At 39.7% G+C, this 17,349-nt stretch carries 19 protein-coding genes; 18 read left to right on the forward strand and 1 reads right to left on the reverse strand.

From position 1 onward, the window contains the following. Nucleotides 1-76 precede the first annotated feature (76 nt). The 6 genes from HZA77_04050 (at nucleotide 77) to HZA77_04075 (ending at nucleotide 5,643) form a co-directional block, all read left to right on the forward strand. Complete coding sequence (locus HZA77_04050) at nucleotides 77-853, forward strand: MBL fold metallo-hydrolase (GenBank protein ID MBI5374583.1); 777 nt, start codon at nucleotides 77-79, stop codon at nucleotides 851-853. Nucleotides 854-926: 73 nt separating this feature from the next. Continuing rightward, the gene (locus tag HZA77_04055) at nucleotides 927-1,316 is read left to right on the forward strand and encodes a hypothetical protein (protein MBI5374584.1); all 390 of its coding nucleotides are present in this window, start codon (nucleotides 927-929) and stop codon (nucleotides 1,314-1,316) included. 51 nt (nucleotides 1,317-1,367) lie between these two features. After that, a complete protein-coding gene (locus HZA77_04060; protein ID MBI5374585.1) occupies nucleotides 1,368-1,640 on the forward strand; it encodes a hypothetical protein in 273 nt (90 codons plus the stop codon). A gap of 33 nt (nucleotides 1,641-1,673) precedes the next feature. Continuing rightward, nucleotides 1,674-2,417 (forward strand): WecB/TagA/CpsF family glycosyltransferase, encoded by a 744-nt coding sequence (locus HZA77_04065; protein ID MBI5374586.1) that lies wholly within the window; start codon nucleotides 1,674-1,676, stop codon nucleotides 2,415-2,417. Nucleotides 2,418-2,421: 4 nt separating this feature from the next. After that, nucleotides 2,422-3,846, forward strand: coding sequence for a sugar transferase (locus tag HZA77_04070; GenBank protein MBI5374587.1), 1,425 nt, complete (start codon nucleotides 2,422-2,424; stop codon nucleotides 3,844-3,846). 204 nt (nucleotides 3,847-4,050) lie between these two features. Continuing rightward, nucleotides 4,051-5,643: a hypothetical protein gene (locus HZA77_04075; protein ID MBI5374588.1), complete on the forward strand. Its 1,593-nt coding sequence runs from the start codon at nucleotides 4,051-4,053 to the stop codon at nucleotides 5,641-5,643. A 19-nt stretch (nucleotides 5,644-5,662) separates the two neighbouring features. On the opposite strand, the gene HZA77_04080 is transcribed toward HZA77_04075, so the two are convergent. Next, the gene (locus HZA77_04080; GenBank protein ID MBI5374589.1) at nucleotides 5,663-7,588 is read right to left on the reverse strand and encodes an O-antigen ligase family protein; all 1,926 of its coding nucleotides are present in this window, start codon (nucleotides 7,586-7,588) and stop codon (nucleotides 5,663-5,665) included. A 98-nt stretch (nucleotides 7,589-7,686) separates the two neighbouring features. Between HZA77_04080 and HZA77_04085 the strand changes: the two genes are divergently transcribed. The 12 genes from HZA77_04085 (at nucleotide 7,687) to HZA77_04140 (ending at nucleotide 17,256) form a co-directional block, all read left to right on the forward strand. Then, the gene (locus HZA77_04085) at nucleotides 7,687-9,099 is read left to right on the forward strand and encodes an undecaprenyl-phosphate glucose phosphotransferase (protein MBI5374590.1); all 1,413 of its coding nucleotides are present in this window, start codon (nucleotides 7,687-7,689) and stop codon (nucleotides 9,097-9,099) included. Nucleotides 9,100-9,185: 86 nt separating this feature from the next. After that, nucleotides 9,186-10,487 carry a UDP-glucose/GDP-mannose dehydrogenase family protein gene (locus HZA77_04090; protein ID MBI5374591.1) on the forward strand — a complete coding sequence of 434 codons (1,302 nt, stop codon included), beginning with the start codon at nucleotides 9,186-9,188 and terminating at the stop codon, nucleotides 10,485-10,487. Beyond that, complete coding sequence (locus HZA77_04095; protein ID MBI5374592.1) at nucleotides 10,477-11,361, forward strand: YicC family protein; 885 nt, start codon at nucleotides 10,477-10,479, stop codon at nucleotides 11,359-11,361. Before HZA77_04090 ends, HZA77_04095 begins: the two co-directional genes overlap by 11 nt. Before the next feature lie 11 nt (nucleotides 11,362-11,372). Next, the gene (locus HZA77_04100) at nucleotides 11,373-11,633 is read left to right on the forward strand and encodes a DUF370 domain-containing protein (GenBank protein MBI5374593.1); all 261 of its coding nucleotides are present in this window, start codon (nucleotides 11,373-11,375) and stop codon (nucleotides 11,631-11,633) included. Next, a complete protein-coding gene (gmk, locus tag HZA77_04105) occupies nucleotides 11,605-12,234 on the forward strand; it encodes a guanylate kinase (protein MBI5374594.1) in 630 nt (209 codons plus the stop codon). The genes HZA77_04100 and gmk overlap by 29 nt, the downstream gene beginning before the upstream one ends. Beyond that, complete coding sequence (maf, locus tag HZA77_04110; protein MBI5374595.1) at nucleotides 12,231-12,851, forward strand: septum formation inhibitor Maf; 621 nt, start codon at nucleotides 12,231-12,233, stop codon at nucleotides 12,849-12,851. The genes gmk and maf overlap by 4 nt, the downstream gene beginning before the upstream one ends. Then, nucleotides 12,848-13,186 (forward strand): YggU family protein, encoded by a 339-nt coding sequence (locus HZA77_04115; GenBank protein ID MBI5374596.1) that lies wholly within the window; start codon nucleotides 12,848-12,850, stop codon nucleotides 13,184-13,186. Before maf ends, HZA77_04115 begins: the two co-directional genes overlap by 4 nt. Nucleotides 13,187-13,194: 8 nt before the next feature. Then, nucleotides 13,195-14,241 (forward strand): S-methyl-5-thioribose-1-phosphate isomerase, encoded by a 1,047-nt coding sequence (gene mtnA / locus HZA77_04120; GenBank protein ID MBI5374597.1) that lies wholly within the window; start codon nucleotides 13,195-13,197, stop codon nucleotides 14,239-14,241. Next, nucleotides 14,242-14,820, forward strand: a complete 579-nt coding sequence (locus HZA77_04125; protein MBI5374598.1) for a YIP1 family protein — start codon at nucleotides 14,242-14,244, stop codon at nucleotides 14,818-14,820. A 59-nt stretch (nucleotides 14,821-14,879) separates the two neighbouring features. After that, a complete protein-coding gene (locus HZA77_04130; GenBank protein MBI5374599.1) occupies nucleotides 14,880-15,869 on the forward strand; it encodes a U32 family peptidase in 990 nt (329 codons plus the stop codon). 1 nt (nucleotide 15,870) lies between these two features. Next, a complete protein-coding gene (locus HZA77_04135; protein ID MBI5374600.1) occupies nucleotides 15,871-16,668 on the forward strand; it encodes a hypothetical protein in 798 nt (265 codons plus the stop codon). A gap of 249 nt (nucleotides 16,669-16,917) precedes the next feature. Beyond that, entirely contained in the window at nucleotides 16,918-17,256 is a 339-nt protein-coding gene (locus tag HZA77_04140) for an energy transducer TonB (GenBank protein ID MBI5374601.1), read from the forward strand. Nucleotides 17,257-17,349 lie beyond the last annotated feature (93 nt).

Below are 17,349 nucleotides of genomic sequence, written 5' to 3' on the forward strand. Positions count from 1 at the left end.
TAACTTCAAAAAAATGATTTTGAGTATTTTTGATTTCAGAATAAAATCATAAAAAAATTTTTTCCTTAAAGGCAAAGTGAAGATATCCATACTTGCAAGCGGAAGCAGCGGAAACTGTATTTATATAGAAAATGGGGAAAGCTCAATTCTCGTTGATGCAGGGTTAAGCGGCAAAGAAACCGAAAAAAGGTTGTGCTCAATAGGCAGAAATATTAAAGACATCTCTGCCATAATCATAACCCACGACCATCAGGATCATGTAAAAGGAGCGGGTATAATAAGCCGCAGATTTCGCATACCTGTGATGATTGACGAGTCGGCTTATAATGCAGCCAGAGAAACAATCGGCGATATAGAGGATATAGCCTTTTTCGAGGCAGGTTCTACCATAGCTCTAGGGGGACTTAAAATAACCACAATCCCATCGCCCCATGATGCCGCAAGCCACGTTTGCCTTTTCATAGAAAATGGAGAAAGCTGTCTTGGCATATTTACCGACATAGGGTTTGTCACTGAAAAAATAGAAAGCATTTTTTCTTCGCTTGATGCAGCCGTGCTTGAATTCAACCACGACACAGATATGCTCGAAAATGGTCCATACCCTCCGCATCTGAAAAAAAGGATCCGCGGTGATCTGGGTCATCTTTCAAATCTTCAGGCGACAAATCTTGTACTTAACAAAATGAGCGACCGCTTACACACTCTTTTTCTGGCACATCTGAGCGAACACAACAATACACCTTCAATTGCGCAAAAAACTCTCAAATATGAAGCCCGGAGCCACTGCCGTTTCAGCAAAGTAAACCTCGTGATGACATCGCGCTTTATCCCCACACCTTTGACAGATGTTTAGGGTTGTCATCTAATCCCTCAATTTTCAGAAACAAAGGAGAATAATTTTTTTCGCAATTAAATGAATTTTTATATTGAAGAATTATAAGCGTTATATATATATCTACCCCATGCAATACACAAAACAATCTGAGAGATATGCCGGAACTGTTCTTAGAACAGTCATTCTTCTTTGCCTATTCCTGTTTATTTTGGCTTGTGACAGACCGCCTGAAGACAGAATATTCAAAGATTTTAATTCCATAGTGAAAATCCACCCTGTAACCAATCAACCCCGGCCTGAATGGGAAGTTAGCAAATCCGCCGGTTATAATCTCATCAGAATATACAGTGAAAAAAGCAGAACAGTAGTTGAGCTTGAGCTTAAAAAGCCCTATTACGGGAAAAAACAGATCAATATGTACTATAGTAAGTCCCCTGACGGAAAATGGGAATGGATGGGTTGGAGTTTTGTATCAAAATAACTAAAAGAGAAATCAAGGCTCCTGGTCGTCTTAATAGATGGAGACTGTTTCATGGGATTACATTTTCACGATTCAGATGCCAATATTGAATGCACGCGATGCGGCAACACCCTGATAATAAGAGATGGCAAGGGGAGGGATTCATCTCTGTACTGTTTCAGGTGCGGCTACAGGCTTTATTATTACACCTTAGTCAGGGAAATGGAAAAAAGAGGGATAAAGATCCTTACATGTATTAAATGCAACATAGATTTTGTCGCAACCGATGTCTCGGCTTACTATTGTCCTGCTTGTGAAAAAGAAGCCAAGAGTGCTCAAAAATAAACATTCTCTGCTCCTGTGCCTATCCGAAAAAACATGGATAAAATAAATATCTGCGGGCTTGATTTTTCAAACATTACATTCAAAGATGCAGTTTCTTTTGCATCAAAGCTCACGAAAACGGGAAAGAAAGAAGTCATATTCCCTGCAAATGTTGAATCAATAATGCTTGCCAGAAATGATATTTATCTGCAGAAAATATACAATGAAGCTTCAATCCTCCTCCCTGACGGTATGCCTGTAGTATGGGCTTCACATTTTCTTGGCACACCTTTGAAAGAAAAGATCTCAGGACCTGATTTCCTTCCACGCTACCTTGAAAGCATATCAGCCGGAGAGTACAGCGTGTTCATCCTGGGAGGAGAAAAAGGTGTTGCAGAGCGCACCGCATCAAACCTGTCCGGAACGATAAAGGGGCTCAAAATAGCGGGAACCATGCACGGTTATTTTAACAAATCAGGAGATGAAAATTTTTTTGTAATTGAAAGGATTAATTCCTCAGGCGCTTCGGTCCTGATAGTCGCAATGGGAACGCCGTTGCAGGAAAAATGGATTTATGAGAATATTGAACACCTGACTGTAAGGATTGCCATCGGTGTTGGAGCTGCCATAGATTTTCTTTCCGGAAATAAAAGCAGGGCTCCGGAATGGATGTGTAGCAGCGGACTTGAATGGGTTTTCAGGCTGTTCCAGGAACCGGCAAGATTATGGAAGAGATATCTTGTAAGAGATATTCAGTTTCCTTTTCTGGTTCTGAAAAATAGATATAGAAAGGATTGAGCATTTGTTAAAAGAACAAAACTGGGTAGTAACGCGGGCAATGCAGATAGCTGAGATTATACTTGTCGCCGGAAGTTTTCTTGCTGCCTATTATGTCAGGAATTATCTCATGTCTTTCTCATATGGGGAAATCCTTCCAATAAATGAATACATATGGATTATATTTATAATAATACCTATTTGGGCGGGATTGCTGAAATTCCATGGAGTCTTTGGCACTTTCAGGTTAGATTCTTTCATCTCTGATGCTGGGAGAATACTGATTTCTCATTTCTGGGGGGTAATGACCCTTGGTTTCACGGTATTTCTTTTCCAGAAAAAGTATTTCAGCCGCTCGCTTATCATCATATTTGCCATAATCTCTTTTATTTCTATACTGCTCGCAAAAATCATAGTCTATTTCACATTGTCACGCATAAAATCACTGGGGTTTTCCGTAAGAAACATAATTATAGTCGGAACCGGTGAAGACGCCATTGAGACTGCCGAACTTATTGAAAAACATAAAAAATGGGGTCTAAACATACTTGGTTTTGCAACAACTGAGAAAAGTAACACCAAGCAAGTTAAAGACTGGGAAATATTGTGTTCCATAGAAGAATTGCCTGAAATTGTCCACAACACGGTAGTTGATGAAATAATAATTTGCCTTTCCAAAGGAAGAATGATCGATATTGAAAAGCTTCTTTCATTTTGCGAAGAAGAAGGGATAAGAAGCCGGATTGTGCTTGGCTTCTATCCAATGGTTATAGCAAAGCCATCTTTTGAATATTTCCACGGTAAACCGCTGCTTACGTTTAATACCACTCCTGAAAAGAATTTCGAACTTTTTTTAAAGCGCGCTATTGACCTGTTTTTTTCCGTCATAGGATTAGTTTTGCTCTCACCGTTAATATGTGTTGTCTCGCTTGCCGTAAAAACTACAAGCAAGGGCCCTGTATTCTTTAGACAGACCCGCGTGGGACTTGCCGGCCGCAGGTTCGTAATGTACAAGTTCCGTTCTATGTATATCGATGCTGAGGACAGGCTTCGCGAACTTATTTCGTTAAATGAAAGAGACGGACCCGCATTCAAATTGAGCAGTGATCCTCGCGTCACACCTCTTGGAAAAATAATAAGGGCTACAAATTTAGACGAATTACCGCAGCTTTTCAATGTCCTTTGCGGAGACATGAGCCTTGTTGGACCAAGGCCGCCTCTCCCTTCAGAGGTAATCCAATATGAAAGATGGCAAAGACGCAGGCTTTCAATGAAGCCCGGGATGACATGTTTCTGGCAGATTTCAGGTGAAAAAAACATGCCTTTTCAGGAATGGATGAAACTTGATTTAAAATATATAGACAACTGGTCGCTTATAACGGATATAAAAATTATTCTAAAAACTATACCCAAAATTTTTTATGGACTTATATTTAAAAACATGCCTTAATTTTAAAAAATAGGATACCTTGTTTAGCAGTATGTTATCCTATTTAATGAAATAAAAAAATTAATTGAAACACCAGATATCTTGAAATTTGAGCATTTGCTCGAAAAAATCTTGACAATGATAATACTAAACGATAAATATGCTTAATATATAAAGAGTTATCCGACCTGAATAGATTTGACACATAAATTAAGGAGCCCGTTTATGAAAACAGTGTTTAAAGGAAAATTGTATTTTTGCACTTTGCTGTTTTTACTATCAATAATAGCATTACCAATTGCAAATGCAAAAACTACAGAAGCAACCGGACTGGACTTAACAAATGATGGAGAGGCTTCATTAAGAATCGGCGCTCTGGGTGGCACTTTAAAAGTTGAGGACCCGCTTTCTCCGCTATACGGCTCTTCGTTAAATATACCCTTACATGCTTACCGCTCTGATGATGGAAAATATGGATTTGTCCATTTTCAGGCTCAAGGTTCTACTGTCTCTGATACAGCGGGAGTAGTTTCAGATGACGGAACAACTCTCACAGTAAGCAACGATGCGAGTACAACAGGAAGCCTGCTCTCGACAAGACCCGGTAATGTGATGGTTCTCTATTACGATGCTGACAGCGATGGTGCGATAGACCAATTCCCGGCATATTTAATAGGGCCTGCAAATATTTCAGGTAATAAAATAGTTGTTGCGGGCTCACTGCCAACAGCCGGGATTATTCAGATTATCCAGATTGTCGAGACTCCGGAATTTGCTATACAGACTTTGGTTAGTCCATTCAAATGGCCAACAAAAATTGATGGAGTTAAAAGAAATGTTATGAGCGTAGGGGTACCTGCAGCGGTTTCAATAAATGATTCTGCAAATGCCGGATTCGTTAAAGTCGGAAAGAAAAAGGTCAATGTTTTTGATGAAAAAGTAGATCTGACTATTCCTTACAATAAGGATCTTATTACAGCTCTTGGAATTGACCCAGCGACCCTAACAGACACTCTTAAGGTTTATTCTCTTAGTGGAAATGACTTCAGTAGTGTTAAGGTGGGCAGCGTTGATACTTCTGCTGGAACTGTGACAGCAAAGATCAAACATCTTTCCATCTATCAGGTTGTAATGCAATCCAGTGATAGGAATTCTATTTCCTATATCCAGAATGTATCAGCAAAAGCTAAGGGTTCAAAAGCAGCAATAAAATACAGACTTGCAGATGCATCGGGCAAGTCCTCAGATGTTAAAATAGAATACAGGAAACTTTCAGATCCGGGTTCCGGATGGGTTGAGATAAAAACTGAAAGTGGAGTAAAGCCAGGTAACAGGAAAGTTAAGTGGGATGTAAGTGGTCTTGATACAGGACACTATCAGGTAAAAGTAACTCCCACAAAGAATATAGATGGTACCGATGTTGCCATGACATCAACAGCATCACCGACATTCTATGTTAAAAATGGAGGGGCTGGAGCATCTTCACCTTCAATTACTGAAGCAACAGTAGACAATTCATCTCTTCTCCCGCAGGTAACTTTAAGCTGGGATCCGGAAAGCAGCGCATCGAGTTATAACATATACAGACAAGTCCGTTTTAGCACAGGCGGTTTTGATAAAACATTGACTTCAATTGATAATACTACTGGAACAATTTTCACTGACACTACTCTTTCCTCATCATTCTATGAGGCTGTTTATCAGGTGACCTCAGTAGATGCTGGCGGACGTGAAAGCCTTTTCACTTCCTTAAAGAAACAGCTTAAACTTGCAAGCGAGGTCCTTTCAGGATACGGCGGTTATTATTACGGAGGTTAATATCTCAAAAGAAGCTCTATTATTTAGAGAGCTTTTCGAGAGACTGTAAAGCATAGTAGTGTTCAGGATTGTATTGAATAGCCCGGCGGTAATCCTGCCGGGCTTTCTCTTTTTGTGACATTGTAAGGTAAGCATTCCCGCGATTATAGTAGGCATTTGCAATTTCATTATCCAAAGCTCCAAGTTCATGGGAACGCAGTTTAATTTTCTTTCTTTCTTCGCAAAGTTCAACAACCCTGGTATATTCTTTGAGGGCCGGGTCATAGTCCTTGCCTGAAAAATAAATATTCCCCATCTCATTGTAGGCATAACAGAGTAAACGGTTAACATCCGAAACATAAGGTGTAAGGCGATATGCAATGTTTCCCTGTTCAATAGCCCCTTCGAAATTTCCTGTCTTATAATAACTCAGGCCCAAAGCATATCTGAGTTTGGCGTTATGGGGAGAGTAATTTATAGCCTTTACCAGAAGAGGTATGGACTCACTCCATTTTTTCTGAACCGAAGCTCTCTCGGAATATGAAAAATAATATTCTCCAATTAGCTCCCCCGCAAAGGAATAACCGCAAAATAACACCAACGCAGAGGCAACAGTTATTATTGATATTTTTATCCCCAGAGATTTCGGAATAGAAAAGCTAATTTTTCGTTCTTCTTTGTTTGAAAGAAATCCGGCGGCCAGCCAGAAATACATAAAAGGAACTGTCTTATAAAAATTGAAGCTTACCATTGAATGCATTATGGTCGCAGCAATCCCGCAAATAAGCGCTGCTGATATTGTTTTAGAAGTTCCTTCGAGACGCCTGAACTGTTTAAAACCATTTCTAAATATTGAAAAAATAAGGAAAATAAAAGCTGCAAGTCCAACAAATCCGGTTTCAGCTCCAATCTGCAGGAAATCGTTGTGAGCCCATTGGAGTATATCCAGGTCAATACTTCTTTCCTCTGCCGTCCTGTATTTCTGGGAAACTATCCAGTAATTGCCAAGCCCGATTCCGAGCACAGGATTCTCTTTAATCATCTGCCAGGTCCCCTTCCACATCTCAAGACGCACAAGAACGGTCGCTGCTTTATATTTAATTTCTGCCTCATCGGGACTTGCTTCCTTATAGCTGTCTTTGGAAGAAAAAACTGAAGTAATGATATGGGGCTTTTCTATTGCAGCAGCGCCAATCAGAAGAGCTAACAGTATAGCGGCTATTACAAGCCTTCTTATGGTAAATACCTTTTTCTCAGGGAAAAATTTCCAAATTATGACTCCGAAAACAAAAAGACCCCCTGCACAAGCAAGCCAGCCTCCACGGGTAAATGTAACTGCAAGAGCAGCTATCTCGACAATAAATGATATAAAGAAGAAGACCGCATGTGTTATTTTCTCTGCTGAAAGCACAAGCGCCAGCGTCAATGGTATTATGATTACCAGGTAATGAGAAAGAAAATTACTGTGTCCAAGTGTCGACTTTACCGTGGTGGCAAGATTTACCGAGGTTGCGGTAAAATATTGGTATATAGCTATTCCTGAAACAATCAGCCCTACAACGGAAGAAACAATCGCTAACGGCACCAGCCATTCATCCTCTTTAACCTGTACGAGAAGAAAAGAAAACAGGACAGCTAAAAACCATTTAATAAAATCATCTGTAAAAACATATATATTGGTAGCCATAATTCCGGACAGAAGTCCCATGGTAAGAAAAATGATAGAAGGTAGAAGAAGCGAGGTTTTGTGAAGAACTGTTTCTCCTGAAACAACAGATCTTATGATAAACAATAATATGAAGAGCAGAAAAAATGATTTGAAAAGAAGGTCCTTTATGGCTGTAAATGGGTCAAGTGTAAGTTGTGTGCGTGCAAATGTCACTGTTGCTACCATCAAAAGAATCGCGATGAGCATTATTACAGGAAACCGATTGTCTCTGTCTGATATATAGCTTGTTGTTTTCAAAGCTTATGTCACCTTGACTATATAGACTTTTTAAAATATAGTTTGCCCGCGAAAGCAGAAGTAGCTGCTTTTTTTATCCGGAAAAAATTGTTAATCATATGTTAAAAAAACATAACCAGCTGTTTTTATCAATCGTATTTTTATTTGATATAATAGTTGTTTCCGTATCCTGGATCGCGGCATACTTTCTAAGGTTTTTTTATATCAAGGTAATTCCTGTAACAAAAGGGGTCCCGTCTTTTGAAGGATATCTTCTCCTGCTCCTTTTTATCCTCATAATATCAGGAGGCATATTCCGTTATTTCAAGCTTTATATTCCGCGGCGGCACAGTCTTGATTTTGATGAATTCATCTGCATAGTCAAATCAACTGCAACCATAATAGTACTCACAAGCTTCATTACTTTCTTTTACAGGAACTATGAATATTCCCGTGTTGTAATGTTATACTTTTTCTTTGTTAATGTCACAACCATGACCATAATCCGTGGGATAATCAGGAAGAGCCTCAAATATTTCAGGAAGAAAGGATACAACATAAGGCGGATTGTAATCATTGGCACAGGAGATGCAGCTGAAGATTTTTTCAGGAAAATTGAAGAACATCCTGAAATGGGATTCAAAGTTGCTGGTTTCGTTGATAATACCATAAGGAATGACTCCGGACAGTTAAGAGACAGATATCTTGGCAAAATTGATGACTTAATTACTATTATAGGCACACATCATATAGACCAGGTTTTTATAGCCTTGCCTCTTAGCGATTACAGCACTCTTACAAATACAATGGACATCCTGAAAGATGAGATGATCGACATCAAGATATTGCCTGATATCTACCAATTCATAACTTTAAATGCCGGAGTTGAGGACTTTCTTGGTCTTCCAATCATAAGCATCTCGGAAAGCCCACTATACGGATGGAACCAGATATTAAAAAGAATGATGGATTTCGGTTTCTCCTTTGCCGCCCTGTTAGTGTTTCATACCATATTACCTATAATGCCTTTGATATATTTAATCACATGGCTCACTTCAGGAAGGCCTGTTTTCTACAAACAGGAAAGGATGAGTCTCGACGGGAAAAGGTTCATGGTCTATAAAATCAGGACCATGCCGTTAGATGCAGAAAAGGATACCGGGGCTGTCTGGGCAAGCCCTGATGATCCAAGGCCAACAAAGTTCGGGTCTGTATTGAGAAAAACAAGCCTTGATGAGCTACCGCAGCTTTTTAATGTTTTGATGGGAGACATGAGTCTTGTCGGTCCAAGGCCGGAGCGCCCTGTATTCGTAGACAAATTTAAAAATACTATACCAAAATATATGCTTAGGCACAGGATTAAAGCAGGCTGCACAGGATGGGCGCAGATAAATGGTTTGAGAGGTAACACATCACTTGAAAAACGAATTGAATATGACATTTTTTACCTTGAAAACTGGTCGCTTTCCTTTGATCTCAAAATAATATGGCTCACTTTCTGGAAAGGACTAATCAATAAAAACGCCTATTGATTTTATGAATCTTTTCGATTAAGAATAGGCAATTCAACAGAATTAAAATAACATTAGCTATTTAGGTACAACCTGCGGAGGAAACAATGAATATCTGCGTTATCGGAACAGGATATGTAGGGCTTGTTACAGGAGCTGTGTTTGCAGACCTCGGAAATGACGTTACCTGTGTAGACAATGTGGCAGAGAAAATAGAAAATCTGAAAAAGGGAATAATGCCCATTTATGAACCTGGCCTTGAGGAAATGGTAATCCGCAATTTTAAGGAGAAAAGGCTTTCCTTTACAACAAGCATTGAAGAAGGTGTAAAAAAATCTGATGTTGTTTTCATCGCTGTCGGAACCCCACCAAAAGAAACGGGAGAAACTAATCTTTCATTTGTCGAAGAGGCAGCTTTTGAAATATCTCAGCATCTCAATGGATATAAGGTAATAGTCAATAAATCCACAGTTCCCGTAGGAACAGGAGACCTGGTAAAAAGAATAATAGAAAAAAACAAAAAAAATCATGAAAAATTCGACGTAGTTTCCAACCCCGAATTCCTGCGGGAAGGAACTGCAATAACAGACACGCTGTATCCTGACAGGATAGTTATCGGCGCCCCTTCAAAGCAGGTTGCAATGATACTCCTTGAACTCTATGCAACTCTCGAAAGACCAATGATAATAACTGATGTTTACAGTGCAGAAATGATTAAATACGCATCTAACTCTTTTCTTGCCCTGAAGATATCCTATATCAATTCTATCGCAGACCTCTGCGAAAAAACAGGCGCCAATGTTGTAGATGTGGCAAAGGGCATGGGACTTGATTCCAGGATAGGAAGGAACTTTCTTGACCCGGGACTCGGATATGGCGGCTCCTGCTTTCCAAAGGATGTTGACTCCTTCATTAACATTGCACAAAAATACGGGTCAAGCTTCGATATCCTGAAAGCGGCAGTCAAAGTGAACAAGGAGCGGGTCAATACTTTTGCAAATAAAATCAGAAAAACGCTCGGGACCTTTGAGGGAAAAACTATCGGATTGCTGGGGCTTGCCTTTAAACCCGACACTGACGACATAAGGGAAGCAAAATCCATTGAGCTTCTCGATATCTTTCTCAAAGAGAAGGCCGTGGTAAGGGCTTACGACCCTGTGGCAATGGAAAATACAAAAAAGTTATTCCCGCAGGTTACATATTGCGAAAGCTCTTATGAAGTTGCAGAAGGGTGCGACTGCCTTGTAATTGTAACGGAATGGAGGGAGTTCAAACAACTGAACCTGGAAAAAATAAAGCATACCATGAAAAGTCCAATTATATTCGACGGCAGGAACATCTATGATCCTGAGCGAAAGAAAAAGATGGGGTTCCAGTACTACAGCATAGGAAGACAGAATGCCATTTAGCATGACCGGATACAGCGAGGCTGCTATTCGCAAAAACAATGTAAAAATAGATGTTACTATAAAATCTTTAAATCACAGATTCCTTGAAATTGCCTCTCTCAAAATTCCTGAGTTGTTAAAACCCATAGAAAAAGAAATATCACGAATCCTCAAAAGCTATTTCTCCAGAGGAAGATTTGAACTTTCATTTAATGTCGACCTGGCAGACAAAACAACAGAAAAAAATGTGGAAGTGGACTGGAACGCTGCCAAAGCTTATTTCGGAGCTTTGAAACAAATAAAAGATAATCTTAAAATAAACGGGGATATTTCCCTCTCTGACATTGCGTCAAATCCTGCTCTCTTCATTTACAGCGAGAGAAAACCGGAATATAACAACATTGACAGACTTGGCATAGAGGCTCTCCATAAAGCTGCAAAAAAACTAAAAACATCAAGACAAAAAGAAGGCGCTTCCCTTGTTTCAGACATCAACAAAAGAATGACGCTGGTGACAGCAAAAGTTGAGGGAATAAAGAAACTCGCAGCGCATATGCCTAAGGGATATTCAGAGAGGATGAAGAAAAGATTAAAAAATTTAAATGATCACAGAGATGTACCTGAAGAAAAGATAGCTGAACTCATAGCAATTGCAGCAGACCGGTCTGATATATCTGAGGAGCTTTCAAGGTTAAAAATCCACATAGACCACTTCCGGGAGATTCTTAAATCAAAAGTGGATGTGGGGAAAAAACTTGATTTTTACATTCAGGAAATAAACAGGGAAGTAAATACAATCGGATCAAAGGCAATAAATGCCTTGATTACAGAGAATGTCGTATCAATAAAGGGAGAGCTTGAAAAGATAAGGGAGCAGGTTCAAAACATTGAGTAAACCTGGAATAAATGGATACCTATCTAATAAACGTCGGCTTCAACAATATGGTGGTTTCATCGAGAATAATCGCCATAGTGTCACCGGCATCAAGCCCCATTAAAAGACTTAAAGAAGATTCTAAGAACAGCGGCAAACTGGTTGATATAACACAGGGCAGAAAGACCCGCTCCATAATAATAATGGACAGCGGACATGTAATACTTTGCGCCCTCCATCCCGAGACCATATCGCAGAGAATAAATGACATCGATAAAAAAGAAAAAGATTAACATCAAGAAACTTTATTCCCATGAAAAAGGCCTGCTGATAATAGTGTCTGCACCATCAGGTTCAGGGAAAACCACGATATTAAACCATATCATAAGCAAGATACCCCAAACAAAATATTCAATATCCTATACAACAAGAACTAAAAGACCCGGGGAAAAGGAAGGGAAACACTATCATTTCATAGACAACGATGCTTTTTCAAAAAAAATAACCCAAGGGGTTTTCCTTGAATGGGCAAGAGTTTATGACAATTGCTATGGAACTTCAAAAAAAGACATCTCGAAACTCATATCAAAGGGATATGATGTAATAATGGATCTTGATACAAAAGGCGCATGTAACGTAAAAAAACTTTTTGGGAACGCAGTGCTTATATTTCTTCTTCCACCTTCAATAAATGAACTTAATAAAAGGCTTAAATCCCGCAACAGTGACAGCCCCGATGAAATTAAGAAACGGATCGGGATGGCAATGAATGAGATTTCTCATATACCTGAATACGATTATGTTGTCATAAACGACAGCCTTACCCATGCAGTATCAGCTATAAAATCCATAATAATCTCAGAAAAGAAAAAGGTCTCACGCATCCTGAAATGAGAGAAGAAGCGAACAAAAAGAAAATAATACTTGCCTCTTCTTCTCCAAGGAGAATTTCTCTTTTAAAAAACCTTATTCCTGAATACCACAATATAAGTGTTGATATTAACGAAGAACCACGCAAAGCAGAACTTCCGCGAAATTTCGTAAAAAGAATGTCCCTTGAAAAGGCCCGTGCAGCTGCAAAAAGCTTTAAAAACGAAATAATTATCGCTGCTGACACTGCTGTAGTAATAGATGGATTAATTCTGGGAAAACCGGCAACTCAGAAAAGAGCCGGGGAAATGCTGAGGCTTCTTTCAGGAAAAACGCACAAAGTAATGACAGGGATATCAGTCGTTGATTCAGAAACCGGAAAGAGCTACTCCGCATGCGTTGTTACTAAAGTAATTATGGCAAAGCTTACAGACAATGAAATAAAATGGTATATTAAGAGCGGAGAACCTTTCGACAAAGCAGGAGGATACGGGATACAGGGAATCGCTTCTCTCTTTATTGAAAGAATCGACGGTGATTACTTTAATGTTGTAGGACTTCCTGTTTTTACATTAAGAAAATTGCTTGAAAAGTTTGGCATTGACCTTATAAAGATAGCAGCGGAAAAGAAGCAGCAATGAACCAGAGAAAAAAGAGAGGGCAAAGAGAAAAAAAATCTGATAGCGGAAATAGCTCAAATAGCCGGATTATATTGGAGGTAAAAGTAATCCCCCGTTCTTCGAGAAGAGAAGTCATAATTGAAGGTGAAAACAGGATAAAGGTAAAAGTCAATGCACCGCCCGTTGAAGGAGAGGCAAATGATGAGTGCATAAAAGCAATATATGATTATTTCCATCTTAGACATAAAAATCAGATTGAGATAATGAGCGGTAAAAGCAGCAGGAACAAGGTAATCAGGATCTCAGAATTAAGCAGCAGTGAAGCAGAAGAAATTAATAACCTACTTAAAGGATGAATGAAAAAATGATACGTCCGGTTTTTTGGGAAAAAGGGAAAGTAAAATTGCTTGACCAGACAAAGCTTCCTCTAAAGGAATGCTATGTAAATTGCTCGACAGTAGAAGAGGTGGCAAAAGCAATAGAAACAATGATAGTGAGAGGAGCTCCCGCCATAGGAGTAACTGCGGCAATGGGTGTAGCGATTGCTGCAAAGAATGCAAAAGGGAAAACACGCTCTGCTTTTCAAAAAGAGATTGGCATTGCCATAAAAAGGCTTGCAAAGACTCGGCCCACAGCAGTCAATCTTTTCTGGGCTCTTAAAAAAATGAAAATGATACTTGAAGAAAGTCATTCAGGGGAAACGGTGGAAGGGCTGCGCAATAAGCTCATCGCTGAAGCAATAAAAATATGCGATGAGGATATTGAAATCAACATGACAATGGGAAATAAGGGACAGCACCTTTTCAAAAGCGGAGACACTGTCCTTACTCACTGTAATGCCGGCGCCCTTGCTACAGCAGGATTCGGGACTGCCCTCGGAGTTATAAGGGCTGCTATAAAGGAAGGTAAAAAAATAAGCGTCTATGCGGATGAGACGAGGCCCTTCCTTCAGGGCTCAAGGCTTACGGCGTGGGAACTTAAAAAAGACGGCATACCTGTTACGCTTATCACCGACAACATGGCAGGATATATGTTTAGTCTCGGATTAATAAACAAGGTAATAGTAGGCGCAGACAGGATTGCGGCAAATGGAGATGTCGCAAATAAGATAGGAACCTATTCTGTAGCCCTCCTTGCACATCATCACCATGTTCCTTTCTATGTTGCCGCACCTATATCAACTATAGATATCACAAAAAAGAGCGGCGCTGAAATTCCAATCGAGGAAAGAAACAGCGAAGAGGTTACATCAATTCAGGGGTGCGTAATGGCTCCTAAGGGAATAAATGTAAAAAACCCTGCCTTTGATATTACACCGTCAAAATATGTAAAAGCCATAATAACAGAGCGTGGAGTACTAAAAGCACCATATAAGGAAAGCATAAGACGTGCATTTAAAAAAGGTAAATAAATGAACACATTTTTTCAGAAAATGATAAGGGCATCAAAACTTGACCGGACGCTTTTTCAGGAGGTTGAAGGCGATGAGGGTTCAACTATGCAGGCCGTGCTTATAATGCTTTTTAGCAGCATATGCGCAGGGGCCGGGCTTGCTTTATCCGGCATTTTATCAAATGAAGAACTATATGCCATTCTTTCAATAGGGATGTTTGCATCAATCGCAGGGTGGTTCATGTGGTCATTTATAGTCTATATACTTGGGACAACGCTGTTTAAGAGCCCAAAAACCTCAGCAACTTACCTGAAGCTCATGAGGACAGTAGGTTTTTCTGCATCTCCCGGGGTATTGCGGCTATTGATATTTATTCCCGGAATCGGAATTTTCATAGATATAGGAGTACAGATCTGGTCGCTTGCAGCTTCAGTGATTGCTTTGCAGCAGTCTCTTGATCTTTCAGTTGCAAAAGCAACCGGGCTTTGCATATCCGGCTGGATAATCTATGCTGTTTTCCTCATAGGCATCTTCCAGACGCTTGGAATACCTTTACTTCCCCAAATGCCCGGGGCACCAATTCCAGCCGTAAAATAATTAATTTGATTAATCATCATATCTTGACGCGCAGTTGACATTTTACTAAAAACATATTTATGAAAATACCATTAATACTTTCTCCGCTTGATTCTGAGGATGAAGTGGCTGAGCTTGCAAAGCTCGGTGCAAAAGAATTTTACTGCGGGATAATCCCGGAAGAGTGGGAAATAAAATACTCCCCTTCATCTATAGACAGAAGACCAAAGGGAAAAGCCCATTTCCCTACATGGGAGTCCCTCCAAAAGGCCGTGGCGACAGCCCATGACAACGGAGCTAAAATTAATCTTACGATAAATGAACATTACTACTCTCTTGAGCAGTACCCTATCATCGAAAATTTCATAGAAAATTCCTTAACTGCCAAAGTCGATGCACTGATTATTTCTGATCCTGCACTTTTGCTTTTTATAGCGGAAAAGAATTTTCCCGTAGAAACACATTTAAGTACAGGAGGTGTATGTCTTAACATAAACACAGCTCTCTTTTTCAAGGATCTTGGTGTAAAAAGAATAATCCTGCCGCGCCATTTGAACATAGATGAGATAAAAAAGATTACATCTGCTTCGACAGGTATTGAATTTGAAACTTTCATCTTCAATTCACGCTGTGTCAACGTTGACGGACTATGTACATTCCAGCATGGTCTGTCTGGAAAGAAAGTCGAATATTTTTATAAAAATGCATGCATGCTCCCTTTTAATGTCCAGGCTTTTACAAAAAGAGAAGTTGAACCTGATAAAAAACAAAATGCCATAAAGAAACAACGCATCTGGGAAAGGGTTCATATAGATGATCTTCCCTGCGGCGCCTGCTCAATCTACGATTTTTCAGAAATCGGAATAAAGGCTTTAAAAATAGTTGGCAGGGGAAACGAAAGCGAACGGAAAAAGAATGATGTCAAATTCCTTTCTACATTGCTTTCCATGCTTTCAAACGAAACAGATAAAAAAACCTTCCGCATAGAAGCAAAAAAACTCTACAACAAAACTTATGACAGAGAATGCCGTTATCACATGTGCTATTATCCTGAAGTGATGGAAAGTTAACATGGAGTTTTGCTTTTATATATCAAAGACTGATCTGCTCTCAAAGTTTGATGAAAGCTGTAACCGTATCTATTTCGGCGCTGAGTTCTGCGAAAGGCTTATTCCCGAGGTACAGGACATTGAAAAAGTAAAAGAGTTTACCCTCTTAAGAGGGCTTGAATTTTCCCTTATGACTCCTTACTGCACTGACAATGGAATTGAAAAACTAAAAAAATTATTCACATTTATTGCTGCCAATTTTGACAGGGCTGAAGTCATTGTCAATGACTGGGGAGTATTGAGGGTTCTTAAGGAAAGCTTCCCTGCTCTTACGCCTGTGCTTGGCAGGCTTATGACAAAAATGAAAAGGGATCCGCGGCTTATCCCGCTGCTTCCTGTAATAAATCAGGGAAGCAGGGATTACTATTCGTCAACTAATCTCAATCTTCCATGGTACAGGAAGTTTCTTCATGTACAGGGAATAAGAAGGGTTGAGCTAGATAATCCGTACCAGAAAATAATATCAGAAAACCTGCCAAAGGATTTAAACATATCTCTTTATATGCCTTTTGCCTATATTTCTACTACCAGGTTTTGTCTTGCTGCCGGGTGCGAGAAAGAGGAAAATGAGTTCAAAGCCGGCATAATCCCATGCAGCAGGGAATGCAACAATTATACATTTCTTCTTCAAAGCCCGGGAATGCCTGTGCCTTTAATCAGAAGAGGCAACACCATCTTCATGAAAAAGGACTCTGTTCCCGACAATCTCTCAGAATGTTCGATTGACCGCATAGTATTGCAGCCCGAAATCCCTCTCTAAGTTTTTCAAAGAATTTCATATCGAGCATCACTAGTTCCTGCGGGTGGAGCTTCAAACAGAAAAATCAGAAAAAATAAATGGCGATTAAATTGAGAGGGGCGGAGATCTGCACTTCGCTTAAAACTTCATGCGCTCTTGTGCAGACCTCCGCCTCTCTCAGAATGCTCCATTAACCGCATAGTATTACAGCACGAAATCCCACCTCCGTTTTTTTCTCGCAATCTAGGCCGTATACGAACAAAAAAGTATGTGGATAATAAAACACCACACATAATTACTGAAGACATGACAAAACCGGAACCGCTTGAGAAGGTAGAGCCCATATACCCTGATAAGGCACGAAAAGAAGGAATAGAAGGGACAGTAATTCTTCAAATAGTGATTGGGCCAACAGGAAATGTTGAAAAAGCAAATTTATTAACAGTTATTCCGCCTAAAGCAAGAGGATTCGGTTTTGAAGACACAGCCATACAGGCAATTTTAAAATGGAAGTTTTCACCTGCCAAAGATGCCAACTGGGAAAACGTACGAGTTTATTATAATGCTCCCATAGTATTTAAACTAAAGCCAGAAAATCAGAAAAAATAAATGGTTGTTAAATAAGAGATGGGGCGGGCTGCACCAGAGCGCATGAAGTTTTAAGCGAAGTGCAGGCCGCTCCATCTCTTTATATTCTCAAAA

Source organism: Candidatus Schekmanbacteria bacterium (assembly GCA_016219965.1).
GTDB lineage: Bacteria > Schekmanbacteria > GWA2-38-11 > GWA2-38-11 > J061 > JACRJM01.